The sequence below is a fragment of the Stenotrophomonas sp. genome (assembly GCF_032099025.1).
Classification (GTDB): Bacteria; Pseudomonadota; Gammaproteobacteria; order Xanthomonadales; family Xanthomonadaceae; genus Stenotrophomonas.
Map to the genome: position 1 here is coordinate 64,761 of NZ_DAMCID010000018.1, position 20,100 is coordinate 84,860.

The 20,100-nt window shown below is 67.7% G+C and carries 19 protein-coding genes; 8 read left to right on the plus strand and 11 right to left on the minus strand.

The window, feature by feature from the left end; translation table 11 throughout:
- Positions 1 to 25: 25 nt before the first annotated feature.
- Complete coding sequence (locus RT456_RS13660) at positions 26 to 979, minus strand: aldo/keto reductase (protein WP_313347534.1); 954 nt, start codon at positions 977 to 979, stop codon at positions 26 to 28.
- Positions 980 to 1,152: 173 nt separating this feature from the next.
- On the opposite strand from RT456_RS13660, the gene RT456_RS13665 reads away from it, so the two are divergent.
- Positions 1,153 to 2,013, plus strand: coding sequence for a methyltransferase domain-containing protein (locus RT456_RS13665; protein ID WP_313347536.1), 861 nt, complete (start codon positions 1,153 to 1,155; stop codon positions 2,011 to 2,013).
- A gap of 55 nt (positions 2,014 to 2,068) precedes the next feature.
- Complete coding sequence (locus RT456_RS13670) at positions 2,069 to 2,605, plus strand: pseudouridine synthase (protein WP_313347538.1); 537 nt, start codon at positions 2,069 to 2,071, stop codon at positions 2,603 to 2,605.
- Between the two features lie 180 nt (positions 2,606 to 2,785).
- Here the strand turns inward: RT456_RS13670 and RT456_RS13675 are convergent, their stop codons facing one another.
- Positions 2,786 to 3,175, minus strand: coding sequence for a hypothetical protein (locus RT456_RS13675; protein ID WP_313347540.1), 390 nt, complete (start codon positions 3,173 to 3,175; stop codon positions 2,786 to 2,788).
- Positions 3,176 to 3,366: 191 nt separating this feature from the next.
- Complete coding sequence (hrpB, locus tag RT456_RS13680) at positions 3,367 to 5,871, minus strand: ATP-dependent helicase HrpB (protein ID WP_313347542.1); 2,505 nt, start codon at positions 5,869 to 5,871, stop codon at positions 3,367 to 3,369.
- 104 nt (positions 5,872 to 5,975) lie between these two features.
- Between hrpB and RT456_RS13685 the strand changes: the two genes are divergently transcribed.
- Entirely contained in the window at positions 5,976 to 6,800 is an 825-nt protein-coding gene (locus RT456_RS13685; protein ID WP_313347543.1) for a TatD family hydrolase, read from the plus strand.
- 581 nt (positions 6,801 to 7,381) lie between these two features.
- Here RT456_RS13685 and RT456_RS13690 read toward each other — a convergent pair.
- From RT456_RS13690 to RT456_RS13705, 4 genes are read right to left on the minus strand one after another with little or no spacing between them, the layout of a single operon-like run.
- Positions 7,382 to 8,257 (minus strand): NAD-dependent epimerase/dehydratase family protein, encoded by an 876-nt coding sequence (locus RT456_RS13690; protein ID WP_313347545.1) that lies wholly within the window; start codon positions 8,255 to 8,257, stop codon positions 7,382 to 7,384.
- A gap of 2 nt (positions 8,258 to 8,259) precedes the next feature.
- Positions 8,260 to 9,198: a 2-dehydropantoate 2-reductase gene (gene panE, locus RT456_RS13695; RefSeq protein ID WP_313347547.1), complete on the minus strand. Its 939-nt coding sequence runs from the start codon at positions 9,196 to 9,198 to the stop codon at positions 8,260 to 8,262.
- Positions 9,198 to 9,998, minus strand: a complete 801-nt coding sequence (locus RT456_RS13700) for an ABC transporter permease (RefSeq protein ID WP_313347549.1) — start codon at positions 9,996 to 9,998, stop codon at positions 9,198 to 9,200. Before RT456_RS13700 ends, panE begins: the two co-directional genes overlap by 1 nt.
- The gene (locus RT456_RS13705) at positions 9,995 to 10,954 is read right to left on the minus strand and encodes an ABC transporter ATP-binding protein (protein WP_313347551.1); all 960 of its coding nucleotides are present in this window, start codon (positions 10,952 to 10,954) and stop codon (positions 9,995 to 9,997) included. Before RT456_RS13705 ends, RT456_RS13700 begins: the two co-directional genes overlap by 4 nt.
- A 105-nt stretch (positions 10,955 to 11,059) precedes the next feature.
- Here RT456_RS13705 and RT456_RS13710 point away from each other — a divergent pair, with 105 nt between their 5' ends.
- Positions 11,060 to 11,809 carry a ferredoxin--NADP reductase gene (locus tag RT456_RS13710; protein ID WP_313347553.1) on the plus strand — a complete coding sequence of 250 codons (750 nt, stop codon included), beginning with the start codon at positions 11,060 to 11,062 and terminating at the stop codon, positions 11,807 to 11,809.
- Positions 11,810 to 12,003: 194 nt separating this feature from the next.
- Here RT456_RS13710 and RT456_RS13715 read toward each other — a convergent pair whose 3' ends face one another.
- Complete coding sequence (locus tag RT456_RS13715; RefSeq protein ID WP_313347555.1) at positions 12,004 to 12,531, minus strand: hypothetical protein; 528 nt, start codon at positions 12,529 to 12,531, stop codon at positions 12,004 to 12,006.
- Positions 12,532 to 12,743: 212 nt separating this feature from the next.
- Positions 12,744 to 12,932, minus strand: a complete 189-nt coding sequence (locus RT456_RS13720; protein ID WP_313347557.1) for a hypothetical protein — start codon at positions 12,930 to 12,932, stop codon at positions 12,744 to 12,746.
- 726 nt (positions 12,933 to 13,658) lie between these two features.
- Between RT456_RS13720 and RT456_RS13725 the strand changes: the two genes are divergently transcribed.
- The 3 genes from RT456_RS13725 to RT456_RS13735 are packed head-to-tail and all read left to right on the plus strand — an operon-like array spanning position 13,659 to position 17,094.
- Positions 13,659 to 15,170 (plus strand): alpha/beta hydrolase, encoded by a 1,512-nt coding sequence (locus RT456_RS13725; protein ID WP_313347559.1) that lies wholly within the window; start codon positions 13,659 to 13,661, stop codon positions 15,168 to 15,170.
- Entirely contained in the window at positions 15,167 to 15,913 is a 747-nt protein-coding gene (locus RT456_RS13730; RefSeq protein WP_313347561.1) for an ATP-binding cassette domain-containing protein, read from the plus strand. Before RT456_RS13725 ends, RT456_RS13730 begins: the two co-directional genes overlap by 4 nt.
- Positions 15,910 to 17,094: an ABC transporter permease gene (locus RT456_RS13735; RefSeq protein ID WP_313347563.1), complete on the plus strand. Its 1,185-nt coding sequence runs from the start codon at positions 15,910 to 15,912 to the stop codon at positions 17,092 to 17,094. Before RT456_RS13730 ends, RT456_RS13735 begins: the two co-directional genes overlap by 4 nt.
- A gap of 129 nt (positions 17,095 to 17,223) precedes the next feature.
- On the opposite strand, the gene RT456_RS13740 is transcribed toward RT456_RS13735, so the two are convergent.
- Together RT456_RS13740 and RT456_RS13745 are read right to left on the minus strand one after the other, a co-directional pair.
- On the minus strand, positions 17,224 to 18,234 hold the full coding sequence (locus RT456_RS13740; RefSeq protein WP_313347565.1) for an energy transducer TonB: 1,011 nt from the start codon (positions 18,232 to 18,234) through the stop codon (positions 17,224 to 17,226).
- A 190-nt stretch (positions 18,235 to 18,424) separates the two neighbouring features.
- Positions 18,425 to 19,060, minus strand: coding sequence for a TIGR00645 family protein (locus RT456_RS13745; RefSeq protein ID WP_313347566.1), 636 nt, complete (start codon positions 19,058 to 19,060; stop codon positions 18,425 to 18,427).
- Between the two features lie 107 nt (positions 19,061 to 19,167).
- Here RT456_RS13745 and RT456_RS13750 point away from each other — a divergent pair, with 107 nt between their 5' ends.
- Positions 19,168 to 19,857, plus strand: a complete 690-nt coding sequence (locus tag RT456_RS13750; RefSeq protein ID WP_313347567.1) for a glutathione S-transferase N-terminal domain-containing protein — start codon at positions 19,168 to 19,170, stop codon at positions 19,855 to 19,857.
- Positions 19,858 to 20,100 lie beyond the last annotated feature (243 nt).

The window sequence follows — 20,100 nt, forward strand, 5'->3', positions numbered from 1 at the left end:
CACGCAGGCGTGGATCGACGGCGCGTTACTCGGCGCTGGCGGCATCCAGCTGTGCAACGTCGTCGGCCGACAGGGCCACCTGCGCGGCGGCCAGCACGTCATGGAGCTGCGCCACGCTGGTGGCGCTGACAATCGGTGCGGTGATGCCCGGGCGGGCAATCAACCAGGCGATCGCCACCTGTGCGGCCGTGGCGGCGTGCTTGGCGGCGATGTCATCCAGTGCCTCCAGAATGCGCAGGCCGCGCGGATTGACATACTTCGCCACCACGCTGCTGCCGCGCGAGCTGCTCTTGGCCGCATCGTCCGCACTGCGGTACTTGCCGCTGAGGAAGCCACTGGCCAGCGAGTAGTAACTGATCACGCCCAGCCCGTTCTCGCGTGCGACCGCTTCCAGCCCGCTCTCGTAGCCGGCCCGGTCGTACAGGTTGTACTCCGGCTGCAGCGTCTCGTAGCGCGGCAGTTTGTAGTCGGCCGACACCTTGAGCGCGTCGCGCAGGCGTTCGGCGCTGTAGTTGGACGCGCCGATGGCGCGCACCTTGCCCTGCTCGATCAACCGGCCGAAGGCGGCCAGCGTGGTCTCCAGCGGCGTGGACTCGTCGTCCTCGTGCGCCTGGTACAGATCGATCACGTCGGTCTGCAGGCGGCGCAGTGAATCCTCCACCGCCGCCGCAATGTTGTCTGCCGACAGCCCGGGGCGTTCGGCCCACTTCGCCACTTTGGTGGCCAGTACGACCTTGTCGCGCTTGCCGCTGCGCTGGAACCAGCGGCCCAGGATGGCTTCCGACTCCCCGCCCTTGTTGCCAGGCACCCAGGCCGAATAGGCGTCGGCGGTGTCGACCAGGGTGTAGCCGGCATCGACAAACGCATCGAGCAGTGCGAACGAGGTCTTCTCGTCAGCGCCCCAGCCGAACACGTTGCCGCCGAACGCGATGGGCAGCACTTTCAGGCCGGAACGGCCGAGTTCGCGCGGTGCAGTCATGGGCATCTCCTCCAATCGAATCCAATGCAACAGCATAAGTGCCTGCCCATGACACCGCTGCGGCGGCGGGCACAAAACAGTGTTCCGCTTCGCTGCACTGCACTAACGTTTTGTGAACACCTTTGACATCGCGGCTGCTAGTCTCGCCGCATCCCGCCACCGGAGGTGATCCGATGAAAGCCCGTTCGCTCAGCTGTGCCTGCCTGTTCACTGTTTCCACGCTGCTGCTCGCCGCCCCGGCCCTGGCGGTCAAGCCTGCCGGTGCCAACGCACAGGTCGCCATCACCCCTGCGGTGCAGGCGGCGGTCGATGGCAAGAGCCGCACCCCGGCCAATGTCGCGCGCGATGCCTACCGGCACCCGGCCCAGACCCTGTCGTTCTTCGGCGTGCAGCCGGGCCAGGCGGTCATCGAGATCACCCCAGGAGGCGGCTGGTACTCGGAAATCCTCGCACCGCTGCTGCATGACAAGGGCCACTACATCGCCGCCGTGGTCGATCCGATGGCCGTGCCCGAAGGGCGTGCGCGTGACTACCAGGCACGCGGCAAGAGCGGGCTGGAGAAGAAGTTCGCCGACACACCGGCGTTGTACGGCAAGGCACGCGTGGTGGGCTTCGACCCGGCCGCACCGCAGTTTGGCGCGGATGGCTCGGTGGACACCGTGCTGACCTTCCGCAACGTGCACAACTGGCGCACCGCCGACCAGGCCGAGGGCATGTTCAAGGGCTTCTACCGCGTGCTCAAGCCGGGCGGCGTGCTGGGCGTGGTGGAACACCGCGCCAAGGCCGATGTGCCGGCCAATGACAAGAGTGGCTATGTGGGCCAGGCCCAGGTCATCGCGATGGCGAAGGCGGCAGGCTTCGAGCTGGCCGGCAGCAGCGAGATCAATGCCAACCCGCGCGATACCAAGGACTACCCCAACGGCGTGTGGACCCTGCCGCCGAGCAACAACCACGACGCCGCCGATGAAGCCAGGTACAAGGCCATCGGCGAGAGCGACCGCATGACGCTGCGCTTCATCAAACCGGCGAAGTAATGCCGGCGGGCACGGTGGGTGGGACAATGCTCCCCCCACCGTCGTCCTGCGCCCCATGCTCATCGCCTTCAACAAGCCCTTCAACGTCCTGTGCCAGTTCACCGACAGCAGCCAACCGCCGCGCGCGACGCTGGCCGGCTTCGGACTGCCGCCGGACGTGTACGCGGCCGGGCGGCTGGACTACGACAGCGAAGGCCTGCTGCTGCTCACCGATGACGGCGGGCTGGCGCATCGCCTCACCGACCCGCGGCACAAGGAAGACAAGACCTACTGGGTGCAGGTGGAAGGCACGCCCAGCGACGAGCAGGTGCAGGCGTTGCGCAGCGGGGTACAGTTGAACGATGGGCCGACCCTGCCGGCACGCGTGGAGCGGCTGGAGACGCCCGCGCTATGGCCGCGCAATCCACCAGTACGGTTCCGCAAGACGGTACCGGATGCCTGGTTGGCGATCACCCTGCGCGAGGGCCGCAACCGCCAGGTGCGGCGCATGACCGCCGCCGTCGGCCTGCCCACGCTGCGTCTGGTGCGCGTTTCGATGGGCCCGCATGCGCTGGGCGACCTGCAGCCGGGGCAATGGCGCAGGATCGGTTGAGAGCCCGCATCACTTGGTAGAGCCACGCCCTGCGTGGCTGCGCGCGATGCGGGCCCACGTGGCAGCCACGCAGGGCGTGGCGCTACCGCGTCAGATGCAGCGAACGCGTAAAGGATGGTCGCCCAAAAAAAACCGCCGGACATGCCGGCGGTCTTCTGTTCCAGCCACGCGCCCGATGGTTCAGGCGTCGCTGCCGATATCGCTGTGCTCATCCACCACGGTGTCGTTGCGGCGGTTGCGGGCGCTGATGCGCTGCGCCTGCCCATTCACCACGCCACCATTGGCCAGCTTCTTCTTCTGCTGCTTGCGGTACAGCGCGTAGCCCAGCAGGCCCACCCCCACCGCTGCCACGGCAATGGTCGCGGCCGGGTTGCGGCGTACCACCTTGGCGGCCACCTTGCTGCCGGTCTTCACCGCCCCGAGCGCCGCACCGGTCTTGATCCAGTCGGTTGCCTGCGGGCCGAAGTGGCGCAGATTGGTGCCGGCGTGCTTCAGGCCATCGCCCGCGCTGCTTGCCAGATCCAGTGCACGCTCAAGGGCGCGGTCGGTAATAACGGTCAGTCTGCTCATGGGGGGTCCTTTGCCTCGGTTCGGAATCCAGTGTCGCCCGGTGGCCGTGTAGGGCGTGTTATCCGCCGCCCACGGTCTGGTCACGACGATAACCAATCTGCAGGATTGATTCAGGTCGGTCGCCGTAGAGCCACGCCGTGCGTGGCTGATCGCGGTGCAGGGTCCATCGCGCAGCCACGCACGGCGTGGCGCTACGTCCCGCGGGGCTTGGCCCGATGCGTGGCGCTGGCCGTCCACGGGTCATCCGGCCACGGGTGCCTCGGGTAGCGCCCTTTCATTTCCTTCTTTACCTCGGCATACGTGTTCGCCCAGAAATTGCGCAGGTCCTGGGTGACCTGGAGCGGCCGGCCACCGGGGGAGAGCAGGTGCAGGGTGAGCGGAACGCGGCCATCGGCAATGCGTGGCGTGTCGGCCAGCCCGAACAGCTCCTGCAGCTTGACCGCCAGCACCGGCGGCTGCGGCGTGGTGCCGTCGGCGTCGATGGCGTAGTGGATCGGCCGTTCCATGCCCGAGGGCACCGTGATGCGCAGCGGCGCATGGCGATCGATCAGCTGGCGCTGTGCCCATGGAACGGGCGACTTCAGCGCTTCGCCCAAGGCCGACTCGTCCAGCGCATCCAGCCGGGTCCTGCCGTTGAAGGCCGGCGTCAGCCATGTCGGCAGTGTCCCCATCAGCGCGGCATCGGACACGTCGGGCAGTTCAAGCTCAGGCATCCAGGTGCGCAAGGCCAGCGCACGTGCCTGCCACTGGCGCAGCCCGTCGGTCCACGGCAAGGCATCCAGTCCCAGCTCGCGTACGGCCTCGGTGAGCGCCTGGGCCGCCTGCGCCGGGTCGACCCGGCCGGCCGAGCGGCTGTCCAGCACGATGCGGTCGAAGCGGCTTTCGCGGCGTGCGACCAGTGCGCGCTTCTCCGCGTCCCAGCGCACCACGTCCTCCTGCCGGAAGCGCTGCGGGAAATCGCGGCGCAGCCGGTTCTCATCCACCGGCGCGGCGCGCAGCAGCAGCGCGTCGCGCGCCTCGTAGCGCAGCTCCACCGCCACCAGCCACGGCTCGCCGCGCAGGTCGCTGGGATCGAACAGACGCGCGCTGCGGCCATTGGCCAGCAGGTAGCGCAGCGGATCGGCAGGGTGGCGTGCGGCGATCCGGTCAGGGAAGGCATGGGCGAGCAGGTCGCCGAGCTGGTGGGCCTCCACCGACGTCGGCGGCAGCGCGTCGCAGCGCAGGCGTCGCCGCCACTGCTTGCTGGCTGCATCGATGGCAGCCAGCGCGCCACGGTTGGCATCGTGCGGCACGCGGCCTTGGCGGAAGGCCGCCAGCGCACGCCATCGCGCCGCCAGCGCATCGCCGCCCTGGCGCAGCGGATCGCGTGCCTCCACCACTGCCGCCAGGTCGCAGGCCAGCGCCTGTTCGGTGCCGCTGCCGGCGGCCAGCAGCATCGCCGCCAGCCGCGGGTGCGTGCCCAGCGTGAGCATGCGCCGGCCCAGCGCGGTGAGCCCGCCGGTGTCGCTCAGCGCGTCCAGGCGCTGCAGCAGTTCGCGTGCCGCCGCCATCGCGCCCACGGGTGGCGCATCCACGAAGCGCAGGTCGTCGCTGCCCCACGCCGCCAGTTCCAGCGCCAGTGCCGCCAGTTCCACCTGCGCGATCTCCGGCCGGCGCTGCGACTCCAGCCGCTGCGACTGCGGCCACAGCCGCCACGCCCAGCCATCGGCCACGCGCCCCGCACGACCGGCGCGCTGGTCAGCCGATGCCTGCGCGATGCTCACCACGTCCAGCCGTGCGAAGCCGCTGTTGGGGTCGTAGCGCGGCTCGCGCGCCAGCCCCGCATCGATCACCACGCGCACGCCGGGCAACGTGACCGACGATTCGGCCACGTTGGTGGCCAGCACCACGCGGCGCTGGCCGTGCGGGTCGGGCTGCAGCACCCGTGACTGTTGTTCCACCGGCAGCTCGCCGTGCAGCGGCAGCACCTGGATATCGGCGGGCAGCGCCTGGTCCAGCGCGGCCTGGGTGCGGGCGATTTCGCGCTGACCGGGCAGGAACACCAGCACGTCGCCGGGGTGTTCGGCCAGCGCCTGCTCCACCGCGCGCCGCGCCTGCGCCTCAAGCGCTTCGTCGCGCCGCGCCGGAAAATGACTGATCGCCACCGGGAAGCTGCGGCCTTCGCTGCTGAGGCGGGGCGCGTCGAGGAACTGCGCCAACCGCTCGCCATCCAGCGTGGCCGACATCACCACGATGCGCAGGTCTTCGCGCAGCTGTGCCTGCACATCCAGGGCCAGGGCAAGGCCGAGATCGGCGGCCAGGTGGCGTTCGTGGAATTCATCGAACAGCAGCGCGCCCACGCCGTCCAGCATCGGGTCGTCCTGCAGCATGCGGGTCAGGATGCCCTCGGTAACTACCTCCACCCGGGTACGCGCGGTCACCTTGTTCTCGAAGCGGATGCGGTAGCCCACGGTGCCGCCGACCTCTTCGTCCAGCTGCCGCGCCATGAACTGCGCGGCGCTGCGCGCGGCGACCCGGCGGGGTTCCAGCATGATGATCCTGCGGCCCTGCAGCCACGGCGCGTCCAGCAATGCCAGCGGCACCTGGGTGGTCTTGCCGGCGCCGGGCGGCGCTTCCAGCACCAGCCGCGTGTGGCTGGCCAGGTGCGCGGCAATCTGCGGCAGCAGCGAGGAAATCGGGAAAATCGGGGTGTTCATGCGGCAAGGATACGGGCCGCGGGCAGCAGCGGCGAGCCGTGGCGGGCGGGCGCGCGCAGGCCGCACGCTACAATGGGCCGATCAACTGCCCTGTAGCGGTCCCCATGCAACTGATCGATATCGGCGCCAACCTCACCCACGATTCCTTCGACCGCGACCGCGATGCCGTGCTGGCGCGCGCCCGCGAGGCAGGCGTGGTGCAGATGGTGCTGACCGGGGCCAGCCGCGAGCATTCCCCGCTGGCGCTGGAGCTGGCGCGCCAGCATCCCGGTTTCCTGTACGCCACCGCCGGCGTGCATCCGCACCACGCGGTGGAGTACACCGACGAATGCGATGCCGAGATGCGCGCGCTGCATGCGCATCCCGAAGTGGTGGCGGTGGGTGAGTGCGGCCTGGATTACTTCCGCGATTTCGCGCCGCGCCCGGCCCAGCACCGCGCCTTCGAGCGGCAGCTGCAGCTGGCCAGCGACGTGCGGGCCGCCGATGGCCAGCGCAAGCCACTGTTCCTGCACCAGCGTGACGCGCACGCGGACTTCATGGCGCAGATGAAGAACGTCGACGGCAGGATCGGCGCGGCGGTGGTGCATTGCTTCACCGGCGAGCGCCAGGAGCTGTTCGACTACCTGGACCAGGACTGGTACATCGGCATCACCGGCTGGCTGTGCGACGAACGCCGCGGTGCCCATCTGCGCGAGCTGGTAAAGCACATCCCGGCCGAGCGCCTGATGATCGAAACCGACGCGCCCTACCTGCTGCCGCGCAGCCTGAAGCCGCTGCCGAAGGACCGCCGCAATGAGCCGATGTTCCTGTCGCACATCGTCGAAGAGCTGGCACGTGATCGGGGTGAACAGGTCGAGGTGACGGCGGCCAATGCGACCGCGGCAACGCGCACGTTCTTCCGCCTGCCTGGGCTGGGCGGATCGCTCTGAGTGATCCGCTTCGCACATCGGTGAAATAACGCACTATCCGATGGGAAGTGGCTGGCAGGAGGGTCAGCATTCGAGGTCCATCACTCGAACACAAGGCGCTGCCTGTGAACACTGCCCCCGACGGACCCCGGCCTGCCCGCGCCACGCCTGCGCACTGGCGCCCCTGGCGCGATCCGCCCCCGCACGCCCACCGCGGTCCTTACGCCATGCGCAACACCACGCTGCGGGTGTGGGCCAGGCCCGAGGCACCCATGGCGTCGTCGCAGCAATGCGTCGAAGCTGACACGCGCAGGGCGGCCCTGCCGGCCTTCCCGTGGCGCCCCGTTCCATTCGATGCCCCGCCCCGTCCGGTGGTGCAGACGCGCACGACAGGCACGCAGACCGACCCGCTGCCGTATGCCTTCCAATGGGACGGGCAGGGCATGACACCCCAGGCCAGCCTGGAGGCCATGTGTGCGGCACTCGCGCCCGGCGCCGGAAGCCATCCGCCGTTGCGGTGGCCCCGGTAGCGCCACACCGGGCGTGGCTGCAGCGCCGACCCGCGCGGGTCGCATGGCGTCGCAGCCCCGCAGGGCGGTGCTCTACGCCTTGTAGGCGTCCTGCAACCCGTCCCGGTACGTCGGGAAGGTGGGCACCCAGCCCAACGTCGCACGGGTGGCGCGGCTGTCCACCCGTTTACTGCTGGCATAGAACCGTCGTAGGGTTGGGCTCAGCGATGGGTCATCCCACGCCAGCGCAGGCGGCATGGAAAATCCCCCCAGCGCTGCGGCGAACGCCAGCACAGCCTGCGGCGGCGCCGGCTCGTCATCGCTGGGCAGATACATCGCGTCGCGCGTCGGCAGACCCATCGCGGCCACCACCACCCCTGCCAGGTCCTCCACATGCAGCCGGTTGAACACCAGACCGGGCCGTACCACGTGGCGCGCCCGACCTTCCGCCAGCTGCACCAGTGCATTACGCCCGCGCCCATACACGCCCGGCAGGCGAAACACCGCCGACGCAATGCCCATGTCCCGCGCCACCTCGCGCCACTGGCGTTCGGCCAGCAATCGCCGCTGCGCCGCATCGTCCACCGCATCGGCGGCCGAGGCTTCGTCGACCCACCCGCCATCGCGGTCCGCGTACACCGCCGTGGAAGAGAGATACCCCAGCCAGCGCAGCGCCGGGCTGTTGCGCAGTTCCTCCGCCAGCAGGCGCAGGGTCGGGTCGCCCGCATCGTCCGGCGGTACCGTGCACACCACCGCCTGCGCGGCGTGTATCGCCTCGCGCAGGGCATCATCGAGGGGCATCCCCGCCACCAGCCGGTGGCGGACCACGCCATCAGCCGGTGCGGTCGCCGGATCGCGCACCGTGCCACTGCAGTGCACGCCCTGCGACCGCAGCCGCGCCGCGATATGCCGCCCGCTGTACCCCAGCCCCAGCACCAGCACGCGCGAAGGGGCAGGACCGGTCGTCATGCTCAGCCCGCGTGTTGGCGCTGGTACGCCTGCAGGTGCGCATGGGCGACCGCCAGCAGCGGCGCCGCCTGGCCCGCCGCGCGGGCCCGCACCAGCATGTCGCCGACGATCTGCTCGGCCTCCACCTGCTGGCCGGCTTCCAGGTCGCGCAGCATCGATGCCTTGAGCGTTGAGCCGGCCTGCGTCGTGGCGCCCAGCGCGATCTCCTGCGCCTTGTCCGGAATCGGCTCGCCCGCCGCGTCGGCCACGGCCAGGCACTCGTCGTACAGCCCGCGCACGATCGCCACGCCGTCCTCGGTGGCCACGATGGTGCCCACATCGGCGCGCATCAGGCAGGTGGCGGCCGCCAGCGTGGTCAGGAACGTGTATTTGATCCACTGCTCCTGTCCGATCGCCGTGCTGGCCACGTGGTCCACACCCGCCTGCACGCAGGCCGCCGCCAGCGCCAGCACGCGCGCGCTGTTGCCCGTGTTGTCGCGCTCGCCGAAGGTCAGCTTCGCCGCCGGTGCCAGGTGCAGCACCGCACCGTCAGCGGCCTTGGTCGCACTGATGAAGCACAGCCCGCCCAGCACCGCATCGCGGCCAAAGCGCGCATCCAGCGCGGCGTAGTGGCGCAGGCCGTTGAGGATGGGGAGCACCGTGGTCCGCGACGACATGGCCGGGGCGATCGCCTCGATGGAACTGTCCAGGTCGTAAGCCTTGCAGCTGAGGATCACCAGGTCGAAGGGCTGTTCCGCCGCCAGTGCCGGCAGGGCCTCGGCGGTGACGTGCGCCACCGGGAACGTCGCATCGCCCAGCGGGCTGCGGATCACCAGGCCATCGCGGTCCAGCTGCGCCGCGCGTGCTGGACGCACCAGGAAGGTCACGTCCACCCCGGCCTGGGCCAGGCGTCCGCCGAAATAGCCGCCGGTGCCACCGGCACCAAGAATCAGGATGCGCATCAGCTGCGCATGCCCACGCCACGCTTCAGCAGCCACAGTGCCAGCGCGGTCAGCGCCACCACGAAGCCGATCATCAGCGCGTAGGCCACCCACAGCGGCACGTCGCTGGTGCCCAGCAGGCCGTAGCGGAACGCGTTCACCATGTAGAAGATCGGGTTCGCATGGGTGGCCGCTTCGGCCCACGTCGGCAGCAGCTTCACCGAATAGAACACGCCGCCCAAGTAGGTCAGCGGGGTCAGGATGAAGGTCGGCACGATCGCCACGTCATCGAACTTCTTGGCGTATACCGCATTGATGAAGCCGGCCAGCGAGAAGATCGTCGCGCCCAGCAGCACCGTGGTCAGCGTCACCAGCGGGTGCGGAATGCGCACCGGCGTGAAGAACATCGCGATGATCAGCACGATGATGCCCACCATCAGTCCGCGCAGCACCGCACCGGATACATAGCCCCACAGGATCACCCAGTTCGGCATCGGGCTGACCAGCAGCTCTTCTACGTGGCGGCCGAACTTGGCGCCGAAGAACGAGGAGCTGATGTTGCCGTAGCTGTTCTGGATCACGCTCATCATCACCAGGCCTGGCACGATGAACTGCATGTAGCTGTAGCCGCCCATCTCGCCCACGCGCGAGCCGATCAGCCCGCCGAAGATCAGGAAGTACAGGGTCATCGTGATCGCCGGCGGCACCAGCGTCTGGCCCCAGATGCGCAGGATGCGTGCCACTTCGCGCCGCACGATCGTCATCAGCGCAATGCGGTTGCGCTGGCCGTCGGTCAGGACCGGGGTCGGGGTGCTGCTCATGCCACGTTCTCCTGGTTGCCGGTGAGCCGCACGAACAGCTCCTCCAGCCGGTTGCTCTTGGTCCGCATCGAACGCACCCGGATGCCCGAGGCGTTGAGCGCCGCGAATACCCGGTTCAGATCCATCGCGCGCGGCATGTCCACGTCCAGCGTGTGCCCGTCGATGGCCGTCATGGTGGTGCCCTCGATCACCGGCAGCTGCGCCGGCAGCTCACCGTCGATATCGAACAGGAAGCCTTCCACGTCCAGCTTGGCCAGCAGCTCGCGCATCGGCCCCTGGGTGACGATCTGGCCGTGGTTGATGATGGCCAGGTTGCGGCACAGGTGCTCGGCCTCTTCCAGGTAGTGGGTGGTGAGGATGATGGTGGTACCGGCCGCGTTGATCTCCTTCAACACCCGCCACATGTCGCGGCGGATCTCGATATCCACGCCGGCGGTGGGCTCATCCAGGATCAGCAGGCGCGGGCGGGTCATCATCGCCCGGGCGATCATCAGCCGGCGCTTCATGCCGCCCGACAGCGTTCGGCTCATTACCTGCGCCTTCTCCCACAGGTGGGCGCGCTTGAGCTCCTCTTCGGCCATCTTCTCGGCCTCGGCGCGGGCCACGCCGTAGAAGCCGGCGTAGTTCACCAGGATGTCGAAGGGCTTCTCGAACAGGTTGAAGTTGATCTCCTGCGGGACCAGCCCGATCAGGCGCATGGTGGCGCTGCGGTTGCGCACCAGGTCGCTGCCGAACACCTCGACCTGGCCCTCGCTGAGGTTCACCAGCGAGCTGATGATGCCGATCAGGGTCGACTTGCCGGCCCCGTTGGGGCCCAGCAGCGCGAAGAAGTCGCCCGGGGCAACGTCCAGCGAGACGCCCTTCAGCGCCTGGGTGCCGTTGTCATAGGTCTTGCGGAGGTCGCGCACCCGCAGGGCGGGGGCGGTACTGGACGCGGGAGTGTTCTGGGATGCCAAGCTCTTGCCTTCGCGCCCAAGGGTCGGCGCTGGATAGGGGCGGGGGAGCGGCTATTATAGAAGGCCCCGAGGGTCTGCCCCGGCTACACACTGTTTCCCAAATTCGTGCCTGTTCAATTCCCCCTCAAACTGATCGACCGGCGCATGCTCGCCCCGACCGTTGGCCACTACCAGTTCCTGCGTGATGACGGCCAGCCCTTGGATTTCCAGCCCGGCCAGTTCATCCAGGTCCATTTCGAGTACGCCGACGGCACCGCCACCAAGCGCAGCTACTCCCTGGCCACGATCCACGACCATGCCATGGCCCCCGGCGAAGCCGTTGATATTGCAGTCAGTTTCGTGCCCGGCGGCGCCGCCACGGCCCTGTTCGAGGGGCTGGACATCGGCGGCCACGTGACGGCCAGCGGCCCGTTCGGCCGGTTCTGCCTGATGCCGGGCGACCACAACGCCCGCTACCTGCTCATCGCCACCGGTACCGGGGTCACCCCGTACCGCTCCATGCTGCCACTGCTGGCCACCGCCATGGCCGGGCGCGGGGTGGAGGTGGTGCTGCTGCAGGGCGCCCGCACCCCGGACGAGCTGCTCTACAGCGACGACTTCTACGCCTTCGCGGCCGCCCACCCCGGCTTCCGCTACGTGCCGTGCCTGTCACGCGAGCTGCCCGAGAACCCGCACCCGGACGTCCGCCACGGCTACGTGCAGCAGCATCTGGCCGAGTTCGCGCCGAATCCGGCCACGGACATCGCCTACCTGTGCGGCAACCCGGACATGGTGGATGCGACCTTCGAGGCGCTCAAGGAAGCGGGACTGCCGACGGTGCAGGTGCGGCGCGAGAAGTACGTCAGCAGCAAGTAACTACTTAGGTTCCGGGAATGTGAAGGCCGTCGTTGCCGCCGTGGAACAACCGGTATAGCATTCGCCCTACGGATGTCCCGACCCGGTTAAAGGGGCATTGGCCGCCACGAACGTGGTCCCACCAAGAGTGGTTAAGAGAGTCCGGCCCGCTCCACATTCAAGCAAATGCCCGCCATGCGCGGGCATTTCGCTTTTCAGGCTCTAAGCAGGATATCCAGAATGCTGACCTTCTCCGCCGTGGCGAGTGCCTCGTCCATATCGCCGCGAAAATAGGCGCTTTCGACAAAGAGCCGAAGTTCTGCGCCCCCGGTCACCCTTCTCTCCACGCGGAAGTAGACCACGTAGTGTCCCGACGAAACGTGTCTTTTCACCGCGAAGTGGTTCTTTCGCCGGGTCGAATAGCAGTTGCGTTCGACAAGGCCAGCCAGAATTCCAGGCAACGCCATGCTCGCTTCCCAGCGCTTGATGCAGAAGACGCGTGGATCGTTTGGCCGCACGACCCACCCGTAGACATGGTCAGGATCATAGCCGGCAAGCTTTGACGGCGCCTGCGAGAAGCAATGGTGTGAGTATTCGATTCTGACGCGTATGTGCAGCACAGACTGCCGCGCCTTGGCTTCACCCTTGAAGATGACATAGGTTGGATGCAGATGCCTCAGTGAGTAAACCACCCCATCCTGCCGATGATCGATCCACACCACACTCTTGCTGTACGTTGCCATACATCCACGCCTCAAAAATCACCGATGGCGCGTGGCTATCGAGATTGCGCCGAGCTGGAATTTGTAGCGGGATCGGGTGGTTACTGGCATAGCTGAATCCGACAGCAAGCGCAGCTCGCGTCATCATTCTCAAAATCAATCGCTAGTTTCGTAGTCTCCGTCGCGCACGGCCGCTGGACGGCAACCCAGAGCGCTGACCGTCAGTGGGAAGATCACGGTCCACTCGCGAGATGCGTTGCCAGCGCGCGGTCTTCGATCTCGCACTCGCCTTTTTCGCCCTTGGGCGCGAGGACCAGATTCTTCTCGAGCAGCGGCGCTCTACGCTTGTGGAACATTTCATAGAGTGCGTCGCGAGAAGAACCTGTAAAGAACAGTTTCAAATTCGGCTGCAGCGCAAGCATCAATGCACGGAGGCAGGCGATGAAACTCTAGCGCATGCAGGCGGCGAGCGTCTGGGAATCATCAAGGATGAGAAGAATCGGCTTGTTGCTGGCTTGGGCCAGGGTTTGCTGCCTACTTGGTCGCGAGATACAGGCAGGACTCGTCAGGTGCCTGGGCATTCAATTCAATGTTCCCGCAACCGTGACGTTGATACGTGGCTTACTACCATGAGAAAACTTCCGGATTTGTTGCGCCTGGTTCTACGTACGTTCTGCTATGTTGAATGGTATGAGTTGTCGGAGTTGGCGACAATCATGAAAACTGGCACTGCGGACTTCCATAGCGAGTTGTTTGCCTGAATTTCAAGAGTTGTGTCGACCGAATCCATCGTTGCGTTCTTCACCGTTCTTCGCATCGGAGTGACGGGGCGGTAATCCCTCCGGAGCCCAGAAGATGATTGTAGATAACGTGGGGCAGGCAATTGAATTTTAGGGGCTGAAGCTGGTGGTTGAATCCGGGAAAGGGCCAAGTTACGGATGCTGGCGCGGCAACACCCGGCTGCAGTGGGCGTAGCAGCGGCTGCCGGAGCGGTCACGTCTGCTCATCCAGGCGCACTACTTCGAGCATCTTCCCTTCAAGTCCCTGGCCGAGCGCCTCGGAGTCAGCAAGGGTCGGGTGTCCGGTCACATCCAGCCCGCCCGTCCGTCATGGCATGCTGAGACCCTTCAATCCAGGATGCGATCGAAATGCGACTTTCCTGCCGTCCCTTGGCCGCCAGTGCAGCGTTGCTGCTGCTGGCAGCCTGCCAGCCCACGCCGGACGCACCGCCGGAAGGGGCCGAGCGCCAGTACGGAACACTGACGTTCAAGCCCTGCACGCTCACCAGCACCCAGGCCAGCAGCAACGTGGAGGCCGAGTGCGCCACGCTGCAGGTGCCCGAGAATCCCGACGCGCCCAATGGCCGCAAGATCGGCCTCAACATTGCGTGGCTGGATACCGAGAACCAGGGCGAGGGCAAGCAGGACCCGGTGTTCTTCCTTGCCGGCGGCCCGGGCCAGTCGGCCACGGAGGTGGCGGCCATCGTCAACCAGTCGCTGCGCGAAGTGCGCAAGAAGCGGGACATCATCCTGGTCGACCAGCGTGGCACCGGCAAGTCGAACCCGCTCACCTGCCTGGGGGCGGACGGCAAGGAGCTGCCGCTGGACGAGAAGGCCACGCCGTCCACGGCGCTGATCGCCGACTACGCGGCGCGCTGTGCGGCCACGCTGGTGGACCGCGCCGACACCCGCTTCTACACCACCACCCAGGCCATCGGCGACCTGGACACGGTGCGTGCCGCGCTGGGCGTGGACAAGGTCAACCTGATCGGCGCCTCCTACGGCACCCGCGTGGCCCAGCAGTATGCCGCCCGCTTCCCGCAGCACACCCGTGCGGTGGTGATCGACGGCGTGGCCCCGAACGACATGGTGGTGGGCGGCGATTTCGCCAACACCTTCGAAGCGGCCATCGAGCTGCAGGCCGCGCAGTGCCAGAAGGACCCGGCCTGCGCCAAGCGCTTCCCGGTGGATACCCGCACCCAGCTGCGCAACGTGATGGCGACGCTGGCCAAGGCGCCGGTGGAGGTGGAGTACCGCGACCCGGGCACTGCCGAAATCCGCCGCGATACGATCAACGCCGACACCGTCACCGGCCTGGCCTTCATGTTCTCGTACATGCCGGAGCTGTCCTCGCTGCTGCCAGTCATCTTGGACGAGGCCGCGCAGGGGCGTTACGCGCCGCTGATGTCGCTCAACAGCCTGGCCAGCCGCTCGATGGGTGGCCAGCTGAACCGGGGCATGCAGTGGTCGGTGATCTGTGCCGAGGATCACGACCGGTTCCAGGAAGCACCCGCCGGCGACCGCCTGCTGGGCCCGGACGTCGCGCGCATGTTCTTCGCGGCCTGCCCGTCGTGGAACGTGGGCACGCGCCCGAAGGATTTCACCGCACCGCTGAGCGCGCCGCTGCCGGTGCTGCTGCTGTCCGGTGAGTTCGATCCGGTCACGCCGCCGCGCTACGCCGAGCAGGTGCTCAAGACGTTGCCCAACGGCCGCCACCTCATCGCCAAGGGCCAGGGCCACGGCACCCTCAACGCCGGCTGCATGCCGCGCCTGCTGGGCCAGTTCATGGACAAGGCCGACGCCAGATCGCTCGATGCCACCTGCCTGGATTCGCTGAGCCCCGTGCCGGCCTTCACCTCGTTCAACGGATGGGCACCATGATCGTCGCCGAGAATCTGCACAAAGCATTCAAGACCAAGACCGGCCTTATCAAGGCGGTGGAGAACGTCGGCTTCCAGGCCGAGGACGGCCGCATCACCGGCCTGCTCGGCCCCAACGGTGCCGGCAAGACCACCACCATGCGCATGCTCTACACCTTGATGACGCCCGACCAGGGCCGGGTGCTGGTGGACGGCCTGGACGCGGCCACCCACGCCGTGGAGGTGCGCCGCCGGCTGGGCGTGCTGCCCGACGCGCGGGGTGTGTACAAGCGATTGACCGCGCGCGAGAACATCGCCTACTTCGGCGAGCTGCACGGCATGAGCGGAGCGCAGATCCGCGAGCGCACCAAGGTGCTGTCCAAGGCGCTGGACATGGAAGACATTCTGGATCGCCAGACCGACGGCTTCTCGCAGGGTCAGCGCACCAAGACCGCCATCGCGCGGGCACTGGTGCACGACCCGCGCAACGTGATCCTGGACGAGCCGACCAACGGCCTGGACGTCATGACCACCCGCGCGCTGCGCGGCTTCCTGCGCGGTCTGCGCGACGAGGGGCGGTGCGTGATCTTCTCCAGCCACATCATGCAGGAGGTGGCCGCGCTGTGCGACAGCATCGTGATCATCGCCAAGGGCACGGTGATGGCCTCCGGCACGGCCGATGAGCTGCGCGCGCAGACCGGCGAAGCCAACCTGGAAGATGCCTTCGTCAAGGCGATCGGAACCGAAGAAGGACTGCACGCATGAAGGCGTTTTCCACGTTGTTGACGGTAATGCGCAAGGAACTGCGCGATCTCTCCCGTGACCGCCGCACGCTGCTGCTCACGCTGCTGCTCGGGCCGCTGCTGTACCCGATCCTGATCCTGGGCCTGGGCAAGCTGGCCGAAAGCCGGGTCAAGACCCAGATTGACAAGCCGCTGGAGATCGCCACGATCGGGGGCGAGAACGCCCCGAACCTGGTGCGCTTCCTGGCCGCGCAGGGCCTCAATGCAGTCGAGGCGCCGAAGGACCTGACCGCGGCGATCCGCGACCAGCAGATCGACGTCGCCCTGCGGATCAGCCCGGAGTTCGGCACGGACTGGGCCGAGGGACGCCCCGCGCTGGTGGAGATCGTGCAGGACAGCACGCGCCGCGCGGCCGACATTCCCACCGCACGCCTGAAGGCGGCGCTCACCGCCTACAGCCAGCAGGTGGGCTCGCTGCGCCTGTTGGCGCGGGGCGTGGACGCGCAGGTAGGGCGAGCGCTGGACGTGGCCACCCAGGACCTGGCCACGGCGGAAGCCAAGCGCGGCGTCATGCTGTCGCTTATGCTGCCCATCCTGCTCACCATCACCTCCTTCATCGGCGGTGCGTACCTGGTCACCGACACCACCGCCGGCGAACGCGAACGGCAGTCGCTGGAACCGCTGCTGGCCACGCCGGCGTCGCGCAGCGCGATCGTCAGCGGCAAGATCGCTGCGGCCTGCGTGGTGGGCCTGGCGTCGCTGTTGTTGACGCTGATGGCGTTCAAGCTCAGTGCGCAGTTGTCCACCAGCAGTGCGGCACGGCAGCTCAACATGGGCTTCCTGCCGATGCTGCAGATGCTGCTGATCATGCTGCCGATGCTGTTCATCGGCACCTCGCTGCTGACCTACCTGTCGGCGGCGGCCAAGAGCATGAAGGAAGCCCAGAGCCACATGACCTGGCTGATGCTGCTGCCGATGCTGCCGGGTTACGCGCTGATGGTGTACCCGCTGAAGAGCGAGCTGTGGCAGTTCGCGGTGCCGTTCCTGGCGCAGAACCAGATGCTGCTGAAGATCATCCGCCATGAGCAGATCAGCGCACAGATGTGGGCCGTCTACCTGGCCGCCGGCTTCGGCCTGGCCGCGCTGCTGTGGTTCGCCGCGGTGCGCCGTTACCACCAGGAACGGTTGGCCATTTCAGGCTGACGCGCCCAAGCGGTGTCGGTCTTCGGCCGACAGGCCCTGAAGAACCCGGACCCCGTCCGGGGTTCTCTTTTTGTTGGGCACAAAAAAAACCCCGGATCGCTCCGGGGCTTTTCGCGGATCAAACGCCGATCAACCGCCCGGCGCGAAGGCCAGGGTGCGACGGGTGGTGACCGGTGCGCTGACCGGCTCGAACTTCCAGCGCTTGACCGCATTGAGGGCCTCGCGGTCGAAGACGCGGGCCGGGGTGGCGCGCAGCACGCGGGCGTTGGTGACCGAGCCATCGGTGCCCACGGTGATTTCCACCAGCACGTCGCCCGAGGTACCGGCACGCAGCGCATCGGCCGGGTAACGCGGTGCCGGGGTGCTGACCGGGCGCAGGGTGTTGGCGGCGGCAGCGGTCGACGCGGCCGGCTGGCGGGCAGCGGCAGCCTGTGCGGCAGCGGCGGCCTGCTGGCGCTGTTCGGCCTCGCGGCGGGCGGCGGCCTGGCGCTCACCGTCCTGGCGCTCGTTCTCGCGGCGGGCGGCGTCCTGCTGGGCGGCGATCTGCTTGGCCGCTTCGGCTTCGCTGGCCTGCTGCTGGCGCTGCTGGTCCGCCAGCTGCTTGGTCTTGTTCTCGGCGTCCTTCTTGACCTTGTCGGTCTCTTCCTGGGTGCGCTTGAGAGCGGTCTGCATGCCGTTGGTGATGCCGGTCTTCAGGCGCGGCAGGGCCGGCGCGGTGGCGTCCACCTTTTCAATCAACGCCACCAGGCGCTGGCCTTCGGCGAAGTCTTCGCGGCCCAGGCTCTGCTCGGCGGCAATGAGGGTGTAGGGCAGCAGATCGGTCAGCGCGCTCTTCACCGAGGCGTCGTCCGGGGTCTTGTCGCGCAGGGCGAGGTAATACTCGATGGCGTTGTCGCCGGCCGGGGCGTACATGCGGTTCTCGCGCAGGGCCTTGCTGGCCAGGTCGCGAAGCTCCTCGGTGCCCATCGACTGGACCTTGGCCGACACCGCAGGTGCCGGTACGGCGGCAGCGGCCGGTGTGGCCGGTGCGGACGGCGTGGCCGGCGCCGGTTCGTCCTTGCCCGAGCAGGCGGCCAGAGCCACCACCAGGGTCAGCGGTGCCAGCAGGCGCACCTTGGCTTTCGTGTTGACGTGCGACATCCAACTCCCCCTTTGAAGAACGACGATACGTAGGGCCTGATGCGGTCAGGCCGACCGAAGGCCAAGGACGTTTCCCGTCGTCCAAGGCCGTGTTGCAGGTGCTCAATCTAGCATTCCCGCGCCCCGCTTTGCAGGGCGGCGGGTGGGGCAGGGCGGCGGCGCGGGCAACGCCGCCCGTCCCGGGTCCGGCTCAGTGTGCCAGTGCCTTGCTCGGCGTATGGGCCATCAGCTTGTCGGTGTAGGCGATGCCGATGGCCGACAGGATGAATGCGCCGTGGATGATGGTCTGCCACATCACGCCGCTGGACGTCATGGCAGAGCACTTGAACGAGGCTTCGATGGCGGGGCCGAACTGGGCCATGGCCGAGTGCACGGCGGTGATGTACTCCGGGCTGTAGCACGAGGGCAGGCCGTCGAGGTTGCCCGCGCCGATGAAGGTCTTGAGCAGGTGGATCGAGGAGATGCCGATGATCGACAGCGCCAGCTTCACCTTCAGCACGCTGGCATTGACGTGGCTCAGCCACTCCGGCTGGTCGGGATGGTTCTCCAGGCGCAGGCGGGAGACGAAGGTCTCGTAGCCGCCCACGATCACCATCACCAGCAGGTTGGAGATCATCACCACGTCGATCAGGCCCAGCACCAGCAGCATGATTTCCTGCTCGCCCATGGTGTGGGCCTTGTGCAGCAGGTGCCAGAGCTCCTTGCCGAACAGGAACACGTAGACGCACTGCGCCAGGATCAGGCCCAGGTACAGCGGCAGCTGCAGCCAGCGCGAGGCGAAGATCAGGGACGACAGGGGGCTGATGGGCTTTTGGGTCGCGCTCATTCTGGGATGCTGCGTTGCGGGAGACGCCGCAGGTTACCGGGCCTGCATGACCCTGCCAACCCAACTGACGCACTAGACTCAGGCTTCCTGAACCGCTGGGCCCTGACATGTTCGATCTGTATTACTGGCCGACCCCGAATGGCCACAAAGTCACCCTGCTGCTGGAAGAGCTGGGCCTGCCGTACACGATCAAGCCGGTGAACATCGGCAGCGGCGACCAGTTCAAGCCGGAATTCCTGGCAATTTCGCCCAACAACAAGATGCCGGCGCTGGTGGACCACCAGCCCACCGACGGTGGGCAACCGCAGAGCGTGTTCGAGTCCGGCGCGATCCTGCTGTACCTGGCCGAGAAGACCGGCCAGTTCCTGCCGACCGACACCCGCGGCCGGGTGGCGGTGCTGGAGTGGCTTTTCTGGCAGATGGCCGGGCTGGGCCCGATGAGCGGCCAGATGGGGCATTTCAACGTGTACGCGCCCGAGCAGATTCCCTATGCGATCGAGCGCTACGGCAACGAGGTGCGCCGCCTGCACGGGGTGATGGACAAGCGCCTGGCCAGCAGCGCCTATCTGGCGGGGGATGCGTACAGCATTGCCGACATGGCGAGCTACCCGTGGATCGGTGCGTACGACACGCTGCCGGCCGATTTCGACGCGTTCCCGAACCTGAAGCGCTGGCACGCGGCGATTGCCGCCCGCCCGGCCACCCAGCGCGCCTATGCGCTGCGCAGGCAGGTGAACCCGGATGCGGGCAAGCCGTTGAGCGACGAAGAGCGCAAGCACCTGTTCGGCCAGCGGTGATCCACGTAGGGTCGGCCGCTGGCCGGCTCCTCGCGATGATGGGGTCGCTCGGAGCCGGCCAGCGGCCGGCACTACCGGGTGGAGGGGGTCGCTCGGAGCGGGCCAGCGGCCGGCACTACCGGGTGGAGGGGATCGCCTGGAGCCGGCCAGCGGCCGGCACTACCGGGTGGAGGGGGTCGCTCGGAGCCGGCCAGCGGCCGGCACTACCGGGTGGAGGGGATCGCCTGGAGCCGGCCAGCGGCC